The following is a 20923-nucleotide window of genomic DNA, read 5'->3' as shown; positions in this document are numbered from 1 at the left end:
ACGAGGTCTCGTGCACGGGCCGCCTACGCTGGTGTCCGTGGTGTTCTCGAAGATCCTCCGAGCCGGTGAGGGCAAGATCCTCCGGCGACTGAACAAGATCGCTGATGCGGTCGAGTCGCTGGCGGACGACGTCGCCGACCTCACCGACGCGGAGCTGCGGGCCAAGACCGACGAGTTCAAGGAGCGCCTGGAGGAGGGGGAGACCCTCGACGAGCTCCTGCCGGAGGCCTTCGCCGTCGTCCGGGAGGCCGCCACGCGCACCCTCGGCCAGCGGCACTTCCGCGTGCAGATCATGGGCGGCGCGGCCCTGCACCTGGGCAACATCGCCGAGATGAAGACCGGTGAGGGCAAGACCCTGACCGGCGTCCTCCCGGCCTACCTCAACGCGCTGACCGGCAGGGGCGTGCACGTCGTCACGGTCAACGACTACCTGGCCAAGCGCGACGCCGAGTGGATGGGCCGGGTGCACCGGTTCCTCGGCCTGAGCGTGGGCACGATCCTCTCCGGCGAGCGGCCGGCGCACCGCCGCGAGCAGTACGCCTGCGACATCACCTACGGCACGAACAACGAGTTCGGCTTCGACTACCTGCGCGACAACATGGCCTGGAACAAGGCCGACCTGGTGCAGCGCGGGCACCACTACGCGATCGTCGACGAGGTCGACTCGATCCTCATCGACGAGGCCCGCACCCCGCTGATCATCAGCGGCCCGGCCGAGTCGGCGGGCAAGTGGTACGTCGAGTTCGCGCGGATCGTGCCGCTGATGAAGCGCGACGTCCACTACGAGGTGGAGGAGGCCAAGCGCACGGTCGCCGTCACCGAGGAGGGCGTCGAGTTCGTCGAGGACCAGCTCGGCATCGAGAACCTCTACGAGGCGGTCAACTCCCCGCTGATCAGCTACCTGAACAACGCGCTGAAGGCCAAGGAGCTCTACCACCGCGACCAGCAGTACATCGTCAGCAACGGCGAGGTCCTCATCGTCGACGAGTTCACCGGCCGCGTGCTGGCCGGACGGCGCTACAACGAGGGCATGCACCAGGCCATCGAGGCCAAGGAGAGGGTGCAGATCAAGGACGAGAACCAGACCCTCGCCACGATCACGCTGCAGAACTACTTCCGGCTCTACGAGAAGCTCTCCGGGATGACCGGTACCGCCCAGACGGAGGCGGCCGAGCTCTCCCAGACCTACAAGCTGGGCGTCGTCCCGATCCCGACGAACCGGCCGATGGTCCGCGAGGACCGCTCCGACGTCATCTACAAGACGGAGAAGGCCAAGTTCGACGCCGTCATCGACGACATCGCCGAGCGGCACGAGGCCGGCCAGCCGGTGCTGGTGGGCACGGCGAGCGTGGAGAAGTCCGAGGTCCTCTCGAAGCTGCTGGTGCGCCGCGGCATCCCGCACGAGGTGCTCAACGCGAAGAACCACGCGCGGGAGGCGCACATCGTCGCCCAGGCCGGGCGGCTCGGCGCGGTCACCGTGGCCACCAACATGGCCGGCCGCGGCACCGACATCCAGCTCGGCGGCAACACCGAGTTCATCGCCGACGAGGAGCTGCGCGCCCGCGGGCTGTCGCCGGCGGAGACCCCGGAGGAGTACGAGGCCGCCTGGGACGACGCGCTGGCCAAGGCCAAGGAGCAGGTCGAGGCCGAGCACGACCAGGTCACCGAGGTCGGCGGCCTCTACGTGCTGGGCACCGAGCGGCACGAGAGCCGGCGGATCGACAACCAGCTGCGCGGCCGGTCGGGCCGGCAGGGGGACCCGGGGGAGTCGCGGTTCTACCTGTCCCTCGGCGACGACCTGATGCGCCGGTTCAACGGCCCGATGCTCGAGTCGATGATGACCACGCTGCGGGTGCCCGACGACCAGCCGATCGAGTCGAAGATGGTCACCCGGGCGATACGCTCGGCGCAGACGCAGGTCGAGCAGCAGAACTTCGAGGTCCGCAAGGACGTGCTCAAGTACGACGAGGTGCTCAACCGCCAGCGCACCGTCATCTACGACGAGCGGCGCAAGATCCTCGACGGCGAGGACCTCGCCGACCAGGTCCAGGCCATGGTGGACGACGTCATCAGCGCCTACGTCGACGGCGCGACCGAGACCGGCTACGCCGAGGACTGGGACCTCGACCAGCTGTGGAGCGGCCTCAAGGCGCTCTACCCGGTCGGCTTCTCGGTGGACGAGCTCGTCGACCGCGTCGCCGACGGGGAGCAGGCCGCTCTCTCGGCCGACGTCCTGAAGAAGGAACTGCTGGCCGACGTCCACCGCGCCTACGAGGAGCGGGAGACCGCCCTGGGCTCGGAGGTCATGCGGGAGCTGGAGCGGCGGGTGCTGCTGTCCGTGCTCGACCGCAAGTGGCGCGAGCACCTCTACGAGATGGACTACCTGCGGGCCGGCATCCACCTGCGCGCGATGGCCAACCGCGACCCGGTCGTGGAGTACCAGCGCGAGGGCTACGACATGTTCAACGTGATGCTCGACGGCATCAAGGAGGAGTCGGTCGGCTTCCTGTTCAACCTCGAGGTCAAGACCAAGGAGCAGCAGCAGGCCGAGGCCCAGGCCAAGCAGGCCGAGGCGGAGGCCGCCGCGCTCGCCGCCGCCCAGGAGGGCACCCGGCGGGTGCTGGCCCGACAGGCGGCGGCCCAGACCGCCGCTGCGGCCGGTGTGGACGGCGACGGGGCCGGCGCTCCCGCCGCGGCTCCTGTTCCCGAGCCTGCTCCTCCGGCCGCGGCTGCCCCGGCAGCTGCCCCGGCGCCCGCTGCAGCCCCGGCGCCCGCTCCGGCTCCGTCTCCGGCCGCGGCGTCCGCTCCGGCTCCGTCTCCGGCTCCGGCGAAGGCGCCGACGGCCCGCCGGTCCGGCGCGGGCCAGAAGGCCCAGCCGGCGGCGGCGCAGGCCGCTCCGGAGGTCGCGGAGACGGCGCCGTCGGGGACGGGTCCGGAGCTGGCGGTCAAGGGGCTCGACGAACCGCGGCGCAGCGCCGAGAACCTGACCTACTCCGCGCCCAGCCTGGACGCGTCGGCCAAGGACGGCGGCCGGACCAAGGCCGCCAAGTCGGCCACGGTGACCGGCACCAAGGAGCCGGCCCGCAACGCGCCCTGCCCCTGCGGCTCGGGCAAGAAGTACAAGGTCTGCCACGGAGCGCCGTCCCGCTCCTGAGGACATGCACGACGACGCCCCCGCCGGTCCGCCGGCGGGGGCGTCGTCGTCTCGGGTGGCCCCGTCCCGAGGCTCGCCGCGAGCTCGCGAGTGGGTGAGGAGGACGGGGTCCTTATCACCCGATCTGCAGGGCGGTGCACCGCCACCGGCCGTCGATGCCCTCCAGCCGGGCGGCGACCGCGTGCGCCCGGCCCGAGCGACGCGCCACCGCGCTCACCTCGGCGACACCGTCGACCGGCTCGCACACGTGCACCCGTCCGAGCAGCAGCGGCGCCGTGCCGCCGGAGCACCAGCGGGGACGGCGCCCGCTGCTCAGCGCGGCGTAGACGCCGACCGTCGTCAGCGGCTGCACCTGGCTGAGCGGTCGCCGTCCGGCCAGTGCCTCCAGGGTCAGGGTGAGCAGCCGTCGTCCGGCCAGGTGCGGGTCGGGGAGGTCGGCGCGCCCTGACCAGGTCGGCTCGAACCCCGCGGGGTAGGAACGCGGCGGGCCCTCGGGGCGCGGCCGCGGGCCGGGTCGGTGCACCGGCCGCGGCACCGGCACGCCCGGGAGGACGAGCCGGAGAGCCGGCCCCTCGACGAGCGGCGGCTGCGGCGTCGGGACGACGGTCAGCCGCAGGGTGGCGGCGCTGAGGACCTGCCGCTCGGCGTCGGCGGGGGAGGGTGCGGTCATCGGGTGCTCCAGTGCTGGGGACTCGGTGGGGGGTCAGCGCGCGGGCGGGCGCAGGACCTGTCCGGGGAGGAGCAGGTCGGGGTCGGAGCCGATCACCGCGGCGTTGGCCTGCCACCAGGCGTGCACGGAGGCGGCGATCTCGGCGTCTGCCGGCTCGCGCGTCAGGGAGGCGCGCAGGTCGGCGGCAACGATCTCCCACAGGCACTCGCCGCGGAGGACGACGTGGTCACCGCGGGCCGGCAGCGGCCAGTCGGGAGCGGCGTCGGCCGCGGAGTCGGGCACGCCAGGGGCAGGCGCCGGCGGGGCCGGCGTGGACGAAGCCGGTGCCGAGGGGGCGGGTGTCGTCGGGGTCGGCGTGGACGGAGCCGGGGCCGCGGAGGGCGCGGGCGGGCCCGGCGTCGGGGAGGCGTCCGGCCAGTCGGACACCGCCCCCGGGGACTCCGTCGCCGGCGCTGTCCCGGCGACCGGCCAGTCCGGTATCGCGTCCACGGTGGCCGCGGCCAGGGCCACACCGGGCTGAGCCGGTCCGGCCGTGCAACCGGCGAGCAGCGGACCCCCGGTCACCAACCCGACGCCCAGCGCGACGGCGGCTGCCCGGCGCATCCCGGCCGGGAGCAGTCCGCGGGTCATCGCCCGCGCGACGGCGCCGGCCATCCCCGGGAGACCGGAGAGCGCGGTGAGCAGCAGGCCGAGCACGCCCCAGGCCCAGATCGCCCAGGCCAGCGCCGCGATCCCGGACAGCAGCAGGGACTCCGGGCCGTGGACGTCCACGAACCGCTGCACGTCCAGGCCGCCAGCGAGCAGCCCGGAGAGGTCCGGGGTGAGCGCGCGCAGAGCCGCGGCCGCCACCGCCATGCCCGCGGCGGTCGCCGTCAGGCGCCGGATCGACATGTCTCCTCCTCGGTCGGTCGAGCGGAGACTAAATCAACCAAACGCAAGCAAACGCAAGAGCCAGCAAGGATCTACGCTGTGGACGGGAGGATGACGATGCGCTGGCAGCGACTGTTCGCCGATCTGCAGGCGGAGTTCGACGCGGCCGAGGTGGCGGCCGAGCGCGCCGAGGACGGCTCGCGCCGGCGCGCGGAGACGGGCGCGGTCCGGCTGGCCGATCGGCTGGCGGGTGCCCGGGGGAGGTCGGTGGTGCTGCGCTGCCGCGGCGCGGGGGACGTCGCCGGCGTGCTCACCGAGGTCGGCAGCGACTGGGTCCTGCTGGTGGACGACCTGCGCCGTGACGTCCTCGTCGCGCTGCCCGTGGTGCGGACGGTGGCCGGCCTGGTGCGGACGACGGCGCCGACGGACGCCGCAGGCGTGGTGCGCGCCCGGCTCGACCTGCGCCGGGCCCTGCGCGGGCTGGCCCGCGACCGCAGCGTCGTCCAGGTCGTCCTCGACGACGGGACGGCCCACGTCGGGACGGTGGACGCCGTGGGCGCGGACTTCGTCGAACTGGCCGAGTACGCGGCCGACGAGCCGCGGCGGGCGGCGGCGGTCCGGGGCGTGCGGGCGATCGCGCTGCCCGCGGTCGCGGTGGTGCGGACCCTCGTCCAGGGTCTGGACTGAGCCGGCTCAGCGCCGGCGGCGGCCTCCAGCGGCGGGGGCGGTGCTCTCGGCGTCCGAGATCGCCTCGTCGTGCTCCGCGGGCGCCGGTTCCTCCGGGACGCTGGTTCCCCGGGCCTCGGCGTACTTCTGCTGGATGAACCGCTCGAGTTCGTCGACCTCGACCCGCCACTGGCCGCGGCCACCGATCTGGATGGCGATGAGCTCCTTGCGGCGGACCAGCGCGTAGGCCTGTGACCACGAGACGTTGAGGATCTCGGCGACGTCGTCGAGGGTCAGGAAGCGCGGTGTGGGCATCGGGTCTCCGTCCGGTCGCGCACAGTCTGGCAGCCCCATCCGGGTGGCGTGTGCGCCGTCCACACCCGAACGTGTGGACGGCGACTGCGCGGATCAGCGGCCATATCGCATCATCTGCGTCCGACCGTGGTCCACCGAGCTCGCCCACGGCTCGTCGCAGATCGGAGGAACCGCTGGCCGTGACCGCCGTGCGCCCCACCCCACCCGCGCCGTCGGCAGCCGAGTCCGTGCCCGGTCCGGTGCCGCGACGGGTCCGGCCGCCGCGCTGGCTGGACCTGCGGCTCGTCCTGGGCGTGCTCCTCGTGCTCGGGTCGGTGCTGCTCGGTGCACGCGTGGTCACCGCGGCGGACGCCACGGTGCCGGTCTGGTCCGCCGCGGGCGACCTGGCCGCGGGCACGGTGCTCGCCGAGGCCGACCTCGTCCCCGTCGACGTCCGGCTCGACGACGCCGCCGGCGCCTACCTCGCGACCACCACCCGTCCCGAGGGGCGCACCCTCGCCCGGACGGTGCGCCGTGGAGAGCTGCTCCCGCGGTCGGCCCTGGAGGAACCGGCGGAGCTCGTGCAGCTCGCCCTCCCGGTGCAGGCCGGCCACGTACCTCCGGCTCTGGTCCGTGGTCAGGTGGTCGACGTCTACGCCGTGAGCGACCCGGTCGCCACCGGACGGGACGACGACGCCGGGGTGGCGCCCGTCGTCGAGGCAGCTCCGGTGCAGGCCGTCTCCGGGCGCAGCGAGGGCGTGTTGTCCACCGCGACCACCACGGTCCAGGTCGTGGTGTCGGTGCCCACGGACGAGGCCCCGGAGGTCCTCGAGGCGATCGGCGGGCGCCCGCTCGTGGTCGTGGTCCACGAGTCCGTGGACGACGTCCCGGCAGCCGCGCCGAGCGCTGCGGACGCTCGGTCGGCCGACGAGGAGTCGGCCGACGACGCCGACTCGGCGGGGGCCTCCCGGACGTCGGCCTCCTCGAGGAGCGGGAACGGGAGCGGTCGGACCCCCGAGCAGGGCGAGGCCGCCGCCACGACGGGTTCGGACCGCTCGTCGGAGTCGTCGGACTGATGGCCCTGCAGGTCTTCACGGCGGTCACCGGTGCCGGGTGGGAGTCGGCGCTGGTCGGCGCGCTGGACCAGACCGACCACGGCGTCACCGTCGTCCGGCGGTGCGTCGACGTGTCGGAGTTGCTGGCCGCGGCGGCGACCGGAACGGGCCAGGCCGCGCTGCTGTCGGCAGACCTGCGGAGGCTGGACGCCGACGCGGTCGCCCGGCTGGCCGCGGCCGGTGTCGCGGTGGTGGGGCTGGTCGAACCCGGCGACGACCGGGCGGCCGACCGGCTGCGGGCGCTCGGTGTCGCGCACGTGCTCCCCGCCGACACCGAGCCCGACGAGATCGCCCGCGCGCTGCGCGAGGCGGTGAGCGGCGGGCTCCCGGCCGGCCGCGACATCGCCGATCCGCGTGCCGCGCTGCCGGCGACGAGCCCGCCGGAGGAGCCGACGGGTAGGGCGGCCGGCCGGGGACGCGTCGTCGCGGTGTGGGGGCCCACGGGCGCTCCGGGCCGGACGACGGTCGCGGTGGGTCTCGCCGACGAGGCGGCCCGCCTCGACGTCCAGACCCTCCTCGCCGACGCCGACGTGTACGGCGGCGTGGTCGCCCAGGTGCTCGGGCTGCTCGACGAGTCGCCCGGCCTCGCCGGCGCGGCGCGCCACGCGGTCGCCGGCACGCTCGACGAGGCCGCCCTGGCCCGGTTGGCCTGGGCGGTGCGCCCGCACCTGCGCGTCCTGACCGGCCTGGCCCGCGCCGACCGCTGGCCCGAGCTGCGTCCCCACGGCGTCGCGGCCGTGCTCGAGGAGGCCCGCGGGCGGCCGACCTGGTCGTCGTGGACTGCGCGTTCAGCCTGGAGGAGGACGAGGAGCTCTCCTTCGACACCGCCGCGCCGCGCCGCAACGGCGTGACGCTGACCGTGCTCGAGGCCGCGGACACCGTGCTGTGCGTCAGCGGGGCCGATCCGGTGGCCCTGCAGCGCAGCATCCGGGCGCTGGGCGACCTGCGCGACGTCCTGCCCGACGTCGACCCGGTGGTCGTGGTCAACCAGGTCCGCCGGGGACCGGTGCCGGGGGACCCGCGTCGCGAGATCGCCGAGGCTCTCGAGCGCTTCGCCGGGCACGAGGTGGCGTTCTTCCTTCCGGCCGACCGGAGGGCGACCGACGCGGCGCTGGCGGCCGGTCGCACGCTGGCCGAGGTGGCCACCGCCTCGCCGCTGCGCAGCGAGCTCCGCGCCCTCGCCGCGGCGGTCGCCGGCGTGCCCGCGCCGCTCGACGCCCGCCGGCCCCGGCTCCGCCGCCGGGCCGGCTGACGTGGCCGGGACCGCGAGGCGGGCGTTGCGGGGGCGGGCCCGGGCCCCTTCGGGAGTGCCCGCAGCGCCGGTGGCCGGTGGCCACAGGCACGTCGTAGCGTGAGCTCCCGACCAGGAGGAGATCGATCGTGGAGCGCCTGACCACCCTGGACGCCTCGTTCCTCTACCTGGAGAGACCGGACAGCCCCATGCACGTCGCCGGCGTGCTGGTGCTCGAGCCTCCGCAGGGCGGGCTGGAGGCCCTCGCTTCCCTGGTCGAGGCACGCCTGCCGCTGGTGCCGCGGTACCGGCAGCGGGTCCTGGAGGTCCCCGGGCACCTGGCCAACCCGGTCTGGGCCGACGACCCCGACTTCGACGTCGAGTACCACGTGCGCCGGTCGGCGGTGCCGCGCCCGGGCACGGAGGCGCAGCTGCTGGACCTGGTCTCCCGGGTCACCGCACGGCCGCTGGACCGCGGCCGCCCCCTGTGGGAGGTCTACCTCGTGGAGGGGCTGGCCGGCGGCCGTGTCGCGGTCATCACCAAGACCCATCCGGCGCTGGTCGACGGGCTGGGCACGGTCGACATCGGCCAGGTGCTCCTGGACACCTCCCCGGACGCCGAGCTGCCGGTGCCCGGACCGTGGCGGCCGCGGCGCCTGCCGAGCGGGGTGCGGCTGGTCCGCGAGGCGGTCGGCGAGTACGTGCAGCGGCCGACCGCGGTCGTCGACACCGCCCGGCAGGCGGTCGGCGACGTGCGCGCCACGGGCGTGCGCCTCGGCAGCGCGGCACGGGGCGTGGCCCGCACCGCCCGCTCCGCCCTCCTCCCGGCGCCGCACAGCCCGCTGAACGCCACCAGCGGCAGCCAGCGCCGGGTCGCGGTCGCGCGCGCGGCGCTCGACGACGTGAAGCGGGTCCGCAAGGCCCACGGCGGCACCGTCAACGACGTCCTGCTGGCGGTGGTCGCCGGCGCGCTGCGGGACTGGCTCCTCTCGCGCGGGCAGGCCGTGGTCGGCTCGACCTCGGTGCGCGCGCTGGTCCCGGTGTCCGTGCAGGGCGAGGGGGAGGAGGAGCCGGGCAGCAGGGTCTCCAGCTACCTCGTCGACCTCCCCGTCGGCGAACCCAACCCGCGGGTCCGGCTCGCCCGGCTCAGCTACGCCATGCGCGGGGTGAGCCAACAGGGCCGCTCCGTGGGCGCGGAGACGTTGATCGCCCTCACCGGCTTCGCCCCGCCGACCCTGCACGCGCTGGGTGCCCGTGCCGCGCGGGGCCTGACCCGGCGGATGTCCAACCTGGTGATCACCAACGTGCCCGGCCCCCAGCTGCCGCTGTACGCGGCCGGCGGCCGGATGCGCGAGGTCTTCCCCGTCGTCCCGCTCGCTCCCGGGCAGGGGTTGTCGGTGGGCATCACCAGCTACGACGGCCGCCTCTTCTTCGGGCTGAACGCCGATCGCGACAGCGTCGGCGACGTCGACGTCCTCGCCGACCTCATCGAGCAGGAGATCGGCGTGCTGGTGGAGACCGCCGGCTGACCCTGGGGGCGAGGGTCGACCTCCCCGCCGGGATACGGTCGCGCTGTCCACCAGCGAGGAGGAGCCAGCCCGGTGCGCGTGTACCTGCCTGCGACGACGAGCGTCCTGAGGACCCTGGTGGACGACGGTCGCCTGGCCGGCCCGCACACCGCCTTCGCCGTCTCCCCGCGGCTGCGCGAGTTCTACGCGGTCAGCGACGCGGAGGCCGACCTGGAGGAGCTGGAGTACGCCGCGCTCCTCGGCGCTGCCCGCGCGAGCCTGCGACTGATCGACGTCGACCCCACTGCGGCCCGGCGCCGCGTCGTGGTCGCCGCGGACGTCCCCGACGGCGCGGTCTCCGAGGTCGATGACCCGGACGCCGACCCCGGAGCGGTCCGGGTGACCGGCGACATCGCCCTCCGCGACGTCGCGAGCGTCCACATCGACGGCGCCGACGCCGAGGACGACGTGCGCGCGGCCGTCAACGTCGTCCTCGAGGCGGACCTGGGCAGCGAGGACGCGCAGTTCGTCGTGGACCAGGCGGAGGGCCACGAGCTGGCCTGGTACGCCAGCCAGGAGATCGGGATGGTGCTGGAGCTGCTCTGACGCGGCTCCAGGGCGCCGGCTCACGCCGCCGCTCCGACCACCGCGCGGTCCGGTGACGCGGTTGGGGCCGCGGGGCGGTGCCGGGCCACCTGGACCCGCTGTGGCACCCCGGCGGTGACCAGCCACCCCGAGCCCGGCCGCTGAGGGACCGGCGTCCGGGGGAGTCGGATGCCCAGCAGGTCGGCGTCCCCCGGGGCGGGGCAGAGCAGCAGGCCGCTGCGGCGGCGGCGCAGCGCCGGGAGCGGCCCCCGGTAGACGGCCGACAGCTCCGCGGCCGTCCCCCCGACGAGCGGCACGACCTGGTCGGCCCCGGTGTCGGCGATCGCGGCCAGCACGGGGGACTCGGCCACCGCGCCGTGGTCGTCGACGACGACCGCTCCCCGCGCTCCGTCGAGCGCGGCGAGCCAGGACCGCCACCCCGCGACGTCCGAGCTCCCGAGGCGGGTGTCCCCGTCCGCCTCGGCGTGCGGGAGGTCGGCTGCGCCACGGGCCACCCGGAGCACCGGGACGCCGGTGGCGGCCAGGTGGCGGGCGAACGCATCGAGCGCGCTGCTGCGGCCGCTGCCGGGCGGGCCGGCCACGAGCAGCCCGCCGGCGCGGGCGAGGTCGACCTCGAGGACGGCGCCCTCGTCCCCGCCCGGTCCCACCGGCAGCCGCAGGCCCACCCCGCCGTCCGCGCGCAGGGCTGCCGGGAGCACCGGGTCGGCCGGCAGTGCGGGCACCGACAGCGGTCGGCGGGCGCCCGCGGGGGCCTGGTACAGCGCCGGAGCCGGCAGGTCGCGGGGCAGCGCGAGCTGGCACTCCACGGCGTCCTCGCCCAGCAGTGCCCGACCGGGCGGGCGACAGCTGGGCACGGCGCGGGCCGGGATGCCGGCGACGGCGTAGTCGGCGCGGTCGGGCAGGGGGAGGACCAGCCGGGTGCCGACCGCGCCGGCCAGCCGGCCGCCCGGCACGGCCCGGTCGGCGGTGAGCAGGCAGGTCAGTCCCACGGCGGCGCCGTCGCGCAGCAACCGGAGCAGGGGCGTGGCGCCGCGCCCGGGCTCGGCCTCGTCCAGTTGGGCGCTGAGCGCCTCGATGCCGTCGACGAGCAGCAGCAGGCGCGGTCGCGGCGCCGGCGACGTCCCGGCGCGCCGAGCGGCGACCTCCAGACCGAGCCGGTCGAGCAGGCGGACGGTCCGCAGCGCGTCCTCGCCGCCGACCGTCGTCCCGGTGTGCGGCAGGCCCGCGGCGGCGGCCGCGAGGGCTCCGCCCTCGTGGTCGAGGACGTGGACGTGCAGCTCGTCGGGTGGCAGGGCCGTGACCGCCTCCGCGAGGGCGGTGCGGAGGAACGTCGTCCGGCCGCTGCGCGCGCCGCCCACCGCCAACCAGCTCCCGCCGCGGCCGAGGTCGAGGACGAGCGCGTCCTGCACCTGGCGCTCCGGGCGGTCGAGCAGGCCGATCCGCAGCCGGGACCGCTCGGCCGCCTCGTCGGGCCCGGTGTCGGCGCAGCCCGACGGCAGGTCCTCGGCCCGGACGATCTCGGGCAGCGCGGGGCACCACGGCCGGTACGGGAGGGGGATCCCCGCCTCCTGCGCGTGCCGGGACAGCGCCGTGGCGAGCCGGGCCAGACCCGACGGGCCGCTCGGCGGGACCTCCTCGGCCGGTGCCGCTCCCGGGGACGGCCAGCGCCAGGGCCGCACGCGGGGACCGTGCGGCCGCGCGTCCGTCGTCGGACCCGAGGTGCGCGCGGCCTGGAAGAGCACCGGTGCGCCCCCACCGGTGCGCAACAGCCCTCGCCCGGGGACGTCGACCGGCAGTCCGGCCGCCGCGGGCGTCCCGAGCACGTCCCTGGAGTCGGCCTCGTCCGTCGTCCGCAGGCAGATGCGCAGGGTGCAGTTGGCCCTGATCTCCGGGGACACGACGCCGCCGGGCCGCTGGGTGGCCAGCACCAGGTGGACGCCGAGAGAGCGACCGCGCTGGGCGATGCCGACGAGACCGGAGACGAACGACGGCAGCTCCTCGGCGAGCCCGGCGAACTCGTCGATCACGATCAGCAGCCGCGCCAGGTCCACGGAGTTCGGCAGGGCGGCGAGGTCCGCCGCGCCGTGCGTGGCCAGGAGGATCTCGCGGCGGGTCAGCTCGGCGCTCAGCGACCGCAGCGCCCGGGCGGTCGACGCGCCGTCGAGGTCGGTCAGCAGCCCGACGGTGTGCGGCAGGGAGCCGGCGTCGGCGAACGCCGCGCCGCCCTTGTAGTCAATCAGGAGGAACGAGCAGCGGTCCGGCGGGTGGGCGAGCGCCAGACTGCTGATCAGGGTCTGCAGCAGCTCGGACTTCCCCGCTCCGGTGGTACCGGCGACCAACGCGTGCGGACCGGCCCGGCAGAGGTCGACCGAGGCGGCTCCGGTGGCCGTGCGGCCCAGCGTGGCGATCAGTGAGTCGCGGGACCGTGACCACTCGCCGCGCAGGACGCCGCCATCGACGTCGAGGCCCGGGCGAGGCAGGTCGAGCAGGGACACCTGGCGGGGGAGGGCAGCCTCGGCGGGCGCCGGGGTGAGGCCGGCGAGGTCACGCGCCAGGGCGGCGGCGACCGGTGCGGGCAGGTGGTCGACGGTCACCGCGGCCGGGCGGGCGCTCCCGGCCCGGTGCAGGAGCGCGCTCGTGCCCGTCTCCCCGGCGAGCTCCAGGACGGCGTCGACGGCGACCGGCAGTCGCTGCCGGGACGGCCCGGCCGCCAGGACGACGACTCCGGCCGATCGGGCGGCGCGCAGGGCCGCGGCCAGCCGGGGACCGACCGGTCGGTCGACCACGACCACCGTCCATCGGGGCGGCGCGGGGTGCGCCTCGGGAGCAGTGGCGCGCACGGCCGGCCGGCCGGGCGCCACCGCCGCGGCCAGCCACCGCAACGGCGGGCCCTCGTCGTCCCCGCCCGCCGCGGGCCTGCAGACCTGCACATCCTCGTCAGCGAGGTGGGGCAGCCAGCGCGTCCACTTCCAGGCGGGGAGCCGGTCCTCGGAGGTGAGCAGGGCCAGGCCCAGGTCGCTCGGGGAGTGCAGGGCCGCCAGTTGCGCGGCCACGCCGGCGAGCACACCGAGGACGCGAGACCGCGGTCCGCTGACACCCAGCCCGCCGGTCGCCGCGAGCTCGACGACGACGGGGAGGTGCTCCGCGGTCACGGGTTCCCGGGTGCCGTCGGCGTGCACGCGGGTCACGGCGGTCGGGCCCTCGCCCGTGCCGACGCGGACGGTCAGCGCGTCGGCGTCGTCCCGAGCCCGCGGCCAGAGCGCGGTGGTGCGGCGCCGCGCCGCGGTGGCGAGGGTGGCGAGGTCCGGATGGGCCGCGCCGACCGCGAGCACGTCGGCGCGCACGGCCTCGGCGACCCGTTGCTCGGCCGCCCGCAGTTCCACGGCGTGCGCGGCCGTCACGCGGCCTCCGCTGCGCCGTCCCGTCCACCGGTCGGAGATCCAGGTGCCGACCGCGACGACGGGGCCCAACGCGGTGAACACCAGGAGGTGGGGAGTGGAGAGCGCCCAGGCGAGCACGATCCCGGCCACGACGGGTAGGGCGACGGCCGCCCAGGCCAGCGGTCGCCGCGGCGCGCGGACCGGCGGTGCGGGGAGGCGGACCTCGACCTGTTGCCGCGGCGTCGCGAGGCGCGGCGAGGAGCGCAGCCGGAGCCGTCCGCCGGGTGCCGGCTGGAGGGCGGCGGGCGTGTCCGTGGGGACCGCCGGGACCAGCGCGCTCGCACCGATCCGCAGGACGGCGCCGCCGGTCCAGGGCTGCGGCCGGACGCCCAGTGCCTCGTCGCCGAGCCTGCTGCCGTTGGTGGACCCCAGGTCGGCGACCGTGAGACCGCCGGTCCCGACGTCGACCAGGGCGTGCCGCCGGGAGACGTCCGGGTCGTCCAGCCCGACCGTGGCCTCCCCGCCGCGGCCCACGACGTGCCGACCGCGGGCCAGGGGAACGGTCGTCCCCGCCTCGGGGCCGCCCACGACGTGCAGCTCGAGAGCGCTGGACCGCTCCGCGGACCCCCCACGGGGACCGGGACGGCCCAGGCCGAGCAGCGCGCCGTGCGCCAGCGCGGGGGAGGTCAGCGGGACGTCGTGCCCGAGTCTCACCGAGCCGGCCCACAGCTGCGCGGCGGGCAACCGCAGGACCTCGGCGAGCTCGGGCAGCACGGCACCCAGGCGCTCGTCGTCCGCCGCGGTGACCTCGACGTCCACGGTGGCGTCGGCGGTCAGGAGCGACCAACGACGGGACGCGGGCGGGGAGGGCTCGGAGCGGAGACGCACGCGTCGACCCTCGCCCCGGGCGCGCCGGGAGCGAGCCGAGGCTGGCCATCTGTGGACCGGCACCGCGCCTGTGGACGACCGAGGCCGGGCCGCCCGGCCGGCGCCCTACCGTTCGCCGCGACCGGGACGGGCCCGGGTCGAGGAGGAACAGTGAAGGTCGACATCGCCACCCTGCAGTCGATGGCCGCGCAGTGCCGGTCCGAGGCCGCGGAGAGCGCAGCGCGTTCCGCCACCTTGTCGAGCAGCGTCAACGCGTCGGTCCTCGACGGCTGGACCGACAGCCAGGCCGCGGTGCGTTTCAGCGAGCTCTACGAGCAGTGGCGGCTGAGCGCGCAGGGGGTCAGCGATGCGCTCACCGGGATGGGTGGGCTGCTCGACAGCGTGGCGGCCTCGTACCAGCAGCACGAGGCGGAGGTGGCCGCGCGGATCAGCGCACTGCTGTGACAGGCACAGGGGCGTCTGCGCTCAGCCTGCGGGAGCGGCGTCCGCGGAGGCCGTGGCCGGTCGGCCGCGGGCGATCCGTGCGCGCAGCCGCCGTGCCGCGTCGGGCAGCCGCTCCCACGGGAGGATCGACAGGATCGCCACGCAGTGCGGCAGGAAGATGATCTTCACGCTGGCGAAGACGGCGACGTGGAAGCCGAGCAGGAAGACGACCAGCGCCACCCGTGCGCGGTCGGACCGGACCAGCAGCATGAGCGGGGCGAGGAACTCGAGGACGAGCATCGCCCACTGCGCGGCCACCAGCAGGCCGGGGACCTGGAGCGTCCAGTCCGACAGGCCCGTGCCGCGGCGCACGATCGCCCGGGCCAGCGTCGAGCCGGTGGCCCAGTCCCACCCGCCGAAGCGCATCTTCGCCCAGGCCGCCAGGAAGTAGGTGAGCATGACCGTGACGAAGACCGCGGCCATCGCGAAGCCGGCCGCCTCCGAGGAGCGGCGGTCGCGCCAGCGCACCCGCCCGATGGTCGGCAGCACCGCGAGCGCGACGAGGTAGGCGATCCGGTCGTGGTCCACCTTCCCGTAGCTCATCGCGATGACCATCCACTCGAAGTAGAGGAGGAACACCGTGGTGCCCAGGAGGCGGGGCGCCCGCCCGGTGGCCGCCGCCAGCGCCGCGGCCACCAGGGCCCACTGGACGACGTGCACCACCGTGGCGGTGGGGACCGGCAGCGGCAGCAGCTGCCCGATCGTGAGGGGCTGGTAGTACTCGGTCGGGACGGCGGCGTGCGCGCGCACCCAGGCCGTCGTGAGGAAGACGTCGACCGGGACGAACAGGTAGGCGATGGTCCGGAAGACCGCGATCCGGGCCAGCGGCACGGGCCGGAACCACCAGCCGTACCGGCGGCGGGCCGCCGCCACGCCGCCGTCCGCCGCCACGACGCCGGCCGGCTCGGGGCGGGGTGCCGAGGTCGCGCTCACGGGGTGCCCTCCAGGTCCTGGGCGACGAGGACGCTGTCGGTGACCTCGCCGGTCTGCCGGCCGTCCTCGAGCTGGTAGCGCCGCTGCACCACCCGCACCTCGACCAGCGGTTCGGCATCCGGGTGGTGTTCGACGTAGGTGTCGGCCAGCAGGGTCAACAGCCCCGGTTCGTCCACCAGCCGCGGCAGCTGCCCCTCGAACTCGGCCCGGCGCAGTCCCACCTCGCCACCGGAGAGGCGGACCTCCGTACCGTCGGCGGTCAGCCCGACCACGCGGGTGGAGACGACGGGACGGTCGGGGTCGGCGCGGGTCGAGTACATCTTGAACGGGCCGAAGGGGAACGAGGCGTCACTGCCCCAGACGGAACCGGCCAGCAGCACGAGCAGGACGGCGACGGTGGCCGAGAGCCGGACCAGCCGGCCGGCGGGGGACAGCGTCACGACCCCCGCCTCCTCGGGGTCGCGAACGGGAGGAGCCGGTGGCACCGGGGCATCGTAGGATCGGCGCCCGTCCAGATGGGTCACCGACGCGGCGTCGTGGGCAACTGGCCCCTGCTCGCGGAGGGCCTCCCGTCGTCGTCCGTGCCCCGCCGTCAGCGTCGACACCGGAGGACGTCCATGCAGTTCGGTCGGTACTACGAGGAGTTCGAGGTCGGGGCTGTCTACAAGCACTGGCCCGGCAAGACCGTCACCGAGTACGACGACCACCTGTTCTGCCTGATCACGATGAACCACCACCCGCTGCACCTGGACAGCCACTACGCGGCGGAGACCACCGACTTCGGCAGGAACGTCGTGGTGGGGAACTACGTCTACTCGCTGCTGCTGGGGATGAGCGTCCCCGACGTCTCGGGCAAGGCCATCGCCAACCTGGAGATCGAGTCGCTGCGGCACGTGGCCCCGACCTTCCACGGCGACACGATCTACGGCGAGACGCGCGTGCTGGACAAGACGGAGTCGCGGTCGAAGGACGACCGCGGCGTCGTGCACGTCGAGACCATCGGCTACAAGCAGGACAGCACCGTCGTCTGCACCTTCCGGCGCAAGGTCATGGTGCCCAAGCGCTCCTACGGCGAGGCCCGCGGCGGCGAGCAGCCCGGGCGCCCGGAGCCGACGCCCCGCGACTGAGGCGCGCGGTCAGGTGGGCAGCACGCCCCAGCCGCGCAGGGTCTCGACCAGCCGCGGGGTGCACCGCATCGCCTCCAGGTCGGCGGCGCCGGCGAAGGTGACCGCGTCCGCGTCGTCCCCGGCCACCGGCGCGGCGTCGGGGTCGACCAGGGTGCAGGAGAAGTCGACGACGTCGTAGACGACGTCCGCGCCCGCGATCCGCACGCGGCCGACCGGCGCTCCCACGTGCACCCGCAGTCCGGTCTCCTCGAGCACCTCGCGCTGCACGGCGGCCTCCGGCGTCTCCCCGGGCTCGACCCGCCCGCCGGGGACCGACCACAGTCCCCGGCTGGGCTCGTGCCCGCGGCGGATGAGCAGCAGCCGGCCCGTGGCGTCGTGCACCACGGCCCCGACACACGCCACCACCGGCGGTGCGGGATCGTTCCGGCGGGACACGCCCCGCACGGTACGCAGCGCCGTCGCTGTCAGCGCTTGACGAACCTCTCCGGCCACAGGACGGTGATGCCCGATGACTGCCACCACGGTCTGTCCCCGGTGCGGCGAACGACTGGTCGTCCGCCCGGGGAACTCCGGCCAGGCCTGGTGCCACGTGCACGGCGCGGTGACGCCCCTGCACCACACGCTGCTGGTCGCGCACGACGCCATCGCCGCGGTCACCGCCGATGCCCGGGTGCCGGCCTGGGTGCCCGACCCCATGCCGACGGGCTGGTCGGTCACGGGGCTGGCGTGGGGCGGGGAGCCGGGGGCCCGCGCGATCGTCGTGGACTGCGCCGGACCGGCGCCGCTGGGTGGTTCGGCCGAGCTGGTGCTCATCGCCGAGGAGCCGGGTACCGGGGTGGGCTGCGGCTATGCCGGACTGCCCGGTCCCGACCCCGGCGACGTCATCGCCGGCCCTTCCTCGGCCGACGTCAAGGCCGCCGGCCAGCACGCCCCGCTCTGGGCCGTGCCCACCTCCGACGACCGGGCGGCCTTCGTCGGGGAGGCGTTCGGGGTCTGGTTGTGGCTGGTCATGTGGCCGATGTCGGCCGCCTGGCTGCTGGCCGAGCAGCTGGAACTGCTGGACCTGCGCGAGCGGCTCTATCCCGACCTGCCCCTCGGCCCGCCGAGCGAGCACCTGCTGCCGGGGCAGTGACGGACCGGACCGCATCGGCCCACGTGCCGGGCGGCGTGTCCCAGGAGGGAGCCGTGAGGCGTGTGTTACCCATGGTGGTCGCCGCCGGGGCGCACCCGTCCCGGCCATCCCACAGCACACCCGCGGAGGTGACGGTGAGCCTCAAGAAGGTCCTCACCTGGCTGGTCGTCGCCTTCATCCTCTTCTACGTCATCCAGGCCCCCGAGAGCTCCGCCGAGTTCGTGCGCACCGTCGGTCAGTTCCTCGGCGAAGCGGCGTCCTCCCTGGCCGACTTCGTCGGGTCGCTGACCTAGCCGGCCCATGACCGGCCCGGCACCGCAGCCCGCGAACGGCCGCCGGCCCCGCTGGAGCAAGGACGCCGAGAAGTTCACGCTCCCGCGCGAACGCCCGCCGGTGGTGGCCACGCGGCGGCACTGGGCGGTGCTCGTCGAGCCGAGCGTCAAGGCGCTGCCGGCACTGGTCGTGGGCGGCTGGCTCCTGCTGTGGGGCGCCGGCCACGTCGGCACCGCGAACGTCGAGCAGGACAACGAGGTCGCCACCACGATCGGCTTCCTCGTGCTCCTCGGCGCGCTGGTCTTCCTCGGCCTGCGGGTGGGCGAGTGGTGGATGCGGCACTTCATCGTCACCAACCGGCGGGTGCTGCTGACCAGCGGGATCGTCGTCCGCACGGTCGCCCTGCTGCCGCTGCGGCGGATCACCGACCTCACGTACAAGGAGACCCTCGTCGGCCAGGTGCTGGGCTACGGCACGTTCCGTTTCGAGTCGGCCGGCCAGCAGCAGGCGCTGGAGGAGATCACCTACCTGCCGCACGCCGACCAGCTGTACCGCAAGGTCAGCGACCTGCTCTTCGGCGGCGGCGGCGCGGCGTCCCTCGGCAACGACGAGGGCGACCCCGAGCCGCCGTCGTCCCCGCCCCCGCCCGAGCCGAGGGGCCCCCGCGTCGCCCCCGAGGCCGGACGGCGCGACACCGAGCCGATCCCGCGGGTCCGCCCCTCGCGCCGCCGGGTGGCCGGACGCCGGGTGCGGCAGGCTGACCGGTGATGCGGATCGACCTCCACACCCACTCGTCGGTCTCCGACGGCACCGAGAGCCCCGCCGAACTCCTCGCCACCGCGCACGCCGCGGGCCTGGACGTCGTCGCGCTCACCGACCACGACACGACCGGCGGCTGGGCCGAGGCCGAGGCCGCGCGTCCCGCCGGGATGACGGTCGTCCCGGGCATGGAGCTGTCCTGCCGGTGGTTCCCCGCCGGGGCGCCGCCGATCAGCGTCCACCTGCTGGCCTACCTGTTCGACCCGCAGCACCCCGGGCTGGCCCAGGAGCGGGCGCGGCTGCGCACCGAGCGGCTCGGCCGCGGCGAGCGCATCGTCACCGCCCTCGCCGACGCCGGCTTCCCGGTGGTCTGGACCGAGATCGTCGAGCGCTCCGGGGGAGGGGTCGTCGGCCGTCCGCACGTGGCGCGGGCGCTGGTCGACGCCGGCGTCGTCGAGTCGGTCGACCACGCCTTCGCCACGCTGCTGCACCACCGCAGCCCCTACTACGTGGCCAAGGCCGACACCGACGTCCTCGACGGCATCACCCTGGTGCGGGCCGCCGGCGGGGTGCCGGTCTTCGCGCACGGCCTGGCCACCAAGCGGGGGCGGGTGGTCGGCGACGAGGCGATCGCGACGATGGTGGCGGCCGGGTTGATGGGCCTGGAGGTCGACCACCCCGACCACGACCCCGACGAGCGCGCGCACCTGCGCGGCCTGGCCGGCGAGCTCGGCCTGGTGGTCACCGGCTCCAGCGACTACCACGGGACCAACAAGACGACGCCGATCGCCGCGTGCACCACCGCGCCGGAGCAGCTGGAGGCGATCCTGGCCGCCGGCACCGGCGTCACGCCGTACCGGGACTGACGCCGCCGTCCGCACCGGGCCGACGCGGCCCGTTCGTCCCCGGGGCCGACGCGGCGGTCCCCGGGACGGACGCCGTGGATCCGTCGGGGCGCCCGGCTAGCGTGGAGGGCATGCAGGGGGCGCAGCTGGAGATGCCCGGCATGCCGCGGCGGCTGTTCCCGGCCACGCCGAGCAAGCTGGCGACCTTCGCCGACTGCCCGCGCCGCTACCGGTACGCCTACGTCGACCGGCCGACCCCGCAGAAGGGTCCGGCGTGGGCGCACAACTCGGTGGGGTCCGCGGTGCACGCGGCGCTGCGCTCGTGGTGGGACCTGCCGCTGTCCAAGCGCACGGCGGTCTCGATCCGGCAGCTGCTGTACTCGGTCTGGTCGCCGGCCGGCTTCCGCGACGGCGAGCAGGCCGACCGCTGGCGGGCGCGGGCGGCCACCTGGCTGACCGACTACGTCGGTGGGCTGGACCCGGGCGACGAGCCGGTCGGCCTGGAGCGCCAGGTGGCCACCACCACCGAGCGGCTCGCCCTCTCCGGGCGCGTCGACCGGATCGACCAGCGGGGCGACGAGCTGGTGGTCGTCGACTACAAGACCGGGCGGGTGCCCAGCACCGACGACGACGCCCGCGGGTCACCCGCGCTGGCCGCCTACGTGCTCGGGGTGCGCCGCACCCTGCGCCGGCCGTGCCGCCGCGTGGAGCTGCACCACCTCCCCAGCGGGACGGTCGCCACCTTCGAGCACACCGACCGGTCGCTGGCCAACCACGTCCGCCGCGCGGAGGACGTCGCCGCCGACATCGGTACGGCCACCGCGGCGCTGGAGGCCGGCGAGGACCCTGACGCCGCCTTCCCGCCTGCGCCCGGCCGGCAGTGCGGCTGGTGCGACTTCCGGCCCAGCTGCCCGGTCGGCCAGGCCGCCACCCCCGCACGGGAGACGTGGAGCTTCCTCGCCGAGGAGAGCGGCTGAGGCGAACCCCGG

At 75.6% G+C, this 20923-nt stretch carries 21 protein-coding genes; 14 read left to right on the top strand and 7 right to left on the bottom strand.

Going from position 1 to position 20923, the window contains the following annotated elements:
* Positions 1-37: 37 nt before the first annotated feature.
* Positions 38-3154, top strand: coding sequence for a preprotein translocase subunit SecA (gene secA, locus ACI782_RS09365; protein ID WP_456908386.1), 3117 nt, complete (start codon positions 38-40; stop codon positions 3152-3154).
* Positions 3155-3269: 115 nt separating this feature from the next.
* Here the strand turns inward: secA and ACI782_RS09360 are convergent, their stop codons facing one another.
* Positions 3270-3824: an Rv3235 family protein gene (locus tag ACI782_RS09360; protein WP_456908385.1), complete on the bottom strand. Its 555-nt coding sequence runs from the start codon at positions 3822-3824 to the stop codon at positions 3270-3272.
* Between the two features lie 33 nt (positions 3825-3857).
* The gene (locus ACI782_RS09355) at positions 3858-4715 is read right to left on the bottom strand and encodes a hypothetical protein (protein WP_456908383.1); all 858 of its coding nucleotides are present in this window, start codon (positions 4713-4715) and stop codon (positions 3858-3860) included.
* A gap of 96 nt (positions 4716-4811) precedes the next feature.
* Here ACI782_RS09355 and ACI782_RS09350 point away from each other — a divergent pair, with 96 nt between their 5' ends.
* A complete protein-coding gene (locus ACI782_RS09350; protein ID WP_456908381.1) occupies positions 4812-5381 on the top strand; it encodes a hypothetical protein in 570 nt (189 codons plus the stop codon).
* 6 nt (positions 5382-5387) lie between these two features.
* On the opposite strand, the gene ACI782_RS09345 is transcribed toward ACI782_RS09350, so the two are convergent.
* Entirely contained in the window at positions 5388-5675 is a 288-nt protein-coding gene (locus ACI782_RS09345; protein WP_456908380.1) for a helix-turn-helix domain-containing protein, read from the bottom strand.
* Between the two features lie 179 nt (positions 5676-5854).
* Between ACI782_RS09345 and ACI782_RS09340 the strand changes: the two genes are divergently transcribed.
* The 5 genes from ACI782_RS09340 (at position 5855) to ACI782_RS09320 (ending at position 10114) form a co-directional block, all read left to right on the top strand.
* Positions 5855-6730 carry an SAF domain-containing protein gene (locus tag ACI782_RS09340; protein WP_456908378.1) on the top strand — a complete coding sequence of 292 codons (876 nt, stop codon included), beginning with the start codon at positions 5855-5857 and terminating at the stop codon, positions 6728-6730.
* Complete coding sequence (locus tag ACI782_RS09335; protein ID WP_456908376.1) at positions 6730-7620, top strand: AAA family ATPase; 891 nt, start codon at positions 6730-6732, stop codon at positions 7618-7620. The genes ACI782_RS09340 and ACI782_RS09335 overlap by 1 nt, the downstream gene beginning before the upstream one ends.
* Positions 7545-8021 (top strand): MinD/ParA family ATP-binding protein, encoded by a 477-nt coding sequence (locus tag ACI782_RS09330; RefSeq protein WP_456908374.1) that lies wholly within the window; start codon positions 7545-7547, stop codon positions 8019-8021. The genes ACI782_RS09335 and ACI782_RS09330 overlap by 76 nt, the downstream gene beginning before the upstream one ends.
* Before the next feature lie 128 nt (positions 8022-8149).
* Positions 8150-9529 carry a WS/DGAT/MGAT family O-acyltransferase gene (locus ACI782_RS09325; protein ID WP_456908372.1) on the top strand — a complete coding sequence of 460 codons (1380 nt, stop codon included), beginning with the start codon at positions 8150-8152 and terminating at the stop codon, positions 9527-9529.
* A 72-nt stretch (positions 9530-9601) separates the two neighbouring features.
* Positions 9602-10114 (top strand): DUF6912 family protein, encoded by a 513-nt coding sequence (locus tag ACI782_RS09320; RefSeq protein WP_456908370.1) that lies wholly within the window; start codon positions 9602-9604, stop codon positions 10112-10114.
* 20 nt (positions 10115-10134) lie between these two features.
* Here ACI782_RS09320 and ACI782_RS09315 read toward each other — a convergent pair whose 3' ends face one another.
* The gene (locus ACI782_RS09315) at positions 10135-14382 is read right to left on the bottom strand and encodes an FtsK/SpoIIIE domain-containing protein (RefSeq protein ID WP_456908368.1); all 4248 of its coding nucleotides are present in this window, start codon (positions 14380-14382) and stop codon (positions 10135-10137) included.
* Between the two features lie 150 nt (positions 14383-14532).
* Here ACI782_RS09315 and ACI782_RS09310 point away from each other — a divergent pair, with 150 nt between their 5' ends.
* Positions 14533-14826: a WXG100 family type VII secretion target gene (locus tag ACI782_RS09310; protein WP_456908366.1), complete on the top strand. Its 294-nt coding sequence runs from the start codon at positions 14533-14535 to the stop codon at positions 14824-14826.
* A 21-nt stretch (positions 14827-14847) separates the two neighbouring features.
* Here ACI782_RS09310 and ACI782_RS09305 read toward each other — a convergent pair whose 3' ends face one another.
* Together ACI782_RS09305 and ACI782_RS09300 are read right to left on the bottom strand one after the other, a co-directional pair.
* Positions 14848-15798: an MFS transporter permease gene (locus ACI782_RS09305; protein WP_456908364.1), complete on the bottom strand. Its 951-nt coding sequence runs from the start codon at positions 15796-15798 to the stop codon at positions 14848-14850.
* Positions 15795-16238 carry a hypothetical protein gene (locus ACI782_RS09300; RefSeq protein WP_456908362.1) on the bottom strand — a complete coding sequence of 148 codons (444 nt, stop codon included), beginning with the start codon at positions 16236-16238 and terminating at the stop codon, positions 15795-15797. The genes ACI782_RS09305 and ACI782_RS09300 overlap by 4 nt, the downstream gene beginning before the upstream one ends.
* 177 nt (positions 16239-16415) lie before the next feature.
* On the opposite strand from ACI782_RS09300, the gene ACI782_RS09295 reads away from it, so the two are divergent.
* Positions 16416-16925, top strand: coding sequence for a MaoC family dehydratase (locus tag ACI782_RS09295; protein ID WP_456908360.1), 510 nt, complete (start codon positions 16416-16418; stop codon positions 16923-16925).
* Between the two features lie 9 nt (positions 16926-16934).
* On the opposite strand, the gene ACI782_RS09290 is transcribed toward ACI782_RS09295, so the two are convergent.
* On the bottom strand, positions 16935-17360 hold the full coding sequence (locus ACI782_RS09290) for an NUDIX domain-containing protein (protein WP_456908358.1): 426 nt from the start codon (positions 17358-17360) through the stop codon (positions 16935-16937).
* A 73-nt stretch (positions 17361-17433) separates the two neighbouring features.
* Between ACI782_RS09290 and ACI782_RS09285 the strand changes: the two genes are divergently transcribed.
* The 5 genes from ACI782_RS09285 (at position 17434) to ACI782_RS09265 (ending at position 20911) form a co-directional block, all read left to right on the top strand.
* Positions 17434-18057, top strand: coding sequence for a DUF6758 family protein (locus tag ACI782_RS09285; RefSeq protein ID WP_456908356.1), 624 nt, complete (start codon positions 17434-17436; stop codon positions 18055-18057).
* 134 nt (positions 18058-18191) lie between these two features.
* A complete protein-coding gene (locus ACI782_RS09280; RefSeq protein ID WP_456908354.1) occupies positions 18192-18350 on the top strand; it encodes a hypothetical protein in 159 nt (52 codons plus the stop codon).
* Between the two features lie 7 nt (positions 18351-18357).
* Positions 18358-19098 (top strand): PH domain-containing protein, encoded by a 741-nt coding sequence (locus ACI782_RS09275; protein ID WP_456908352.1) that lies wholly within the window; start codon positions 18358-18360, stop codon positions 19096-19098.
* Positions 19098-19955: a PHP domain-containing protein gene (locus ACI782_RS09270; protein ID WP_456908350.1), complete on the top strand. Its 858-nt coding sequence runs from the start codon at positions 19098-19100 to the stop codon at positions 19953-19955. Before ACI782_RS09275 ends, ACI782_RS09270 begins: the two co-directional genes overlap by 1 nt.
* A 110-nt stretch (positions 19956-20065) precedes the next feature.
* Positions 20066-20911 carry a RecB family exonuclease gene (locus tag ACI782_RS09265; protein WP_456908348.1) on the top strand — a complete coding sequence of 282 codons (846 nt, stop codon included), beginning with the start codon at positions 20066-20068 and terminating at the stop codon, positions 20909-20911.
* Positions 20912-20923 lie beyond the last annotated feature (12 nt).

Source organism: Geodermatophilus sp. SYSU D00703 (assembly GCF_054050155.1).
The sequence above is the reverse complement of the archived record's forward strand: the minus strand, read 5'-3'. Positions and strand labels throughout refer to the sequence as shown.

What these genes read in the sequence shown, in the direction of transcription:
- ACI782_RS09360 (WP_456908385.1), bottom strand. Translation starts at nt 3,824, where the DNA reads ATGACCGCACCCTCCCCCGCCGACGCCGAGCGGCAGGTCCTCAGCGCC.
- ACI782_RS09355 (WP_456908383.1), bottom strand. Translation starts at nt 4,715, where the DNA reads ATGTCGATCCGGCGCCTGACGGCGACCGCCGCGGGCATGGCGGTGGCG.
- ACI782_RS09350 (WP_456908381.1), top strand. Translation starts at nt 4,812, where the DNA reads ATGCGCTGGCAGCGACTGTTCGCCGATCTGCAGGCGGAGTTCGACGCG.
- ACI782_RS09345 (WP_456908380.1), bottom strand. Translation starts at nt 5,675, where the DNA reads ATGCCCACACCGCGCTTCCTGACCCTCGACGACGTCGCCGAGATCCTC.
- ACI782_RS09335 (WP_456908376.1), top strand. Translation starts at nt 6,730, where the DNA reads ATGGCCCTGCAGGTCTTCACGGCGGTCACCGGTGCCGGGTGGGAGTCG.
- ACI782_RS09295 (WP_456908360.1), top strand. Translation starts at nt 16,416, where the DNA reads ATGCAGTTCGGTCGGTACTACGAGGAGTTCGAGGTCGGGGCTGTCTAC.
- ACI782_RS09285 (WP_456908356.1), top strand. Translation starts at nt 17,434, where the DNA reads ATGACTGCCACCACGGTCTGTCCCCGGTGCGGCGAACGACTGGTCGTC.
- ACI782_RS09275 (WP_456908352.1), top strand. Translation starts at nt 18,358, where the DNA reads ATGACCGGCCCGGCACCGCAGCCCGCGAACGGCCGCCGGCCCCGCTGG.
- ACI782_RS09270 (WP_456908350.1), top strand. Translation starts at nt 19,098, where the DNA reads ATGCGGATCGACCTCCACACCCACTCGTCGGTCTCCGACGGCACCGAG.
- ACI782_RS09265 (WP_456908348.1), top strand. Translation starts at nt 20,066, where the DNA reads ATGCAGGGGGCGCAGCTGGAGATGCCCGGCATGCCGCGGCGGCTGTTC.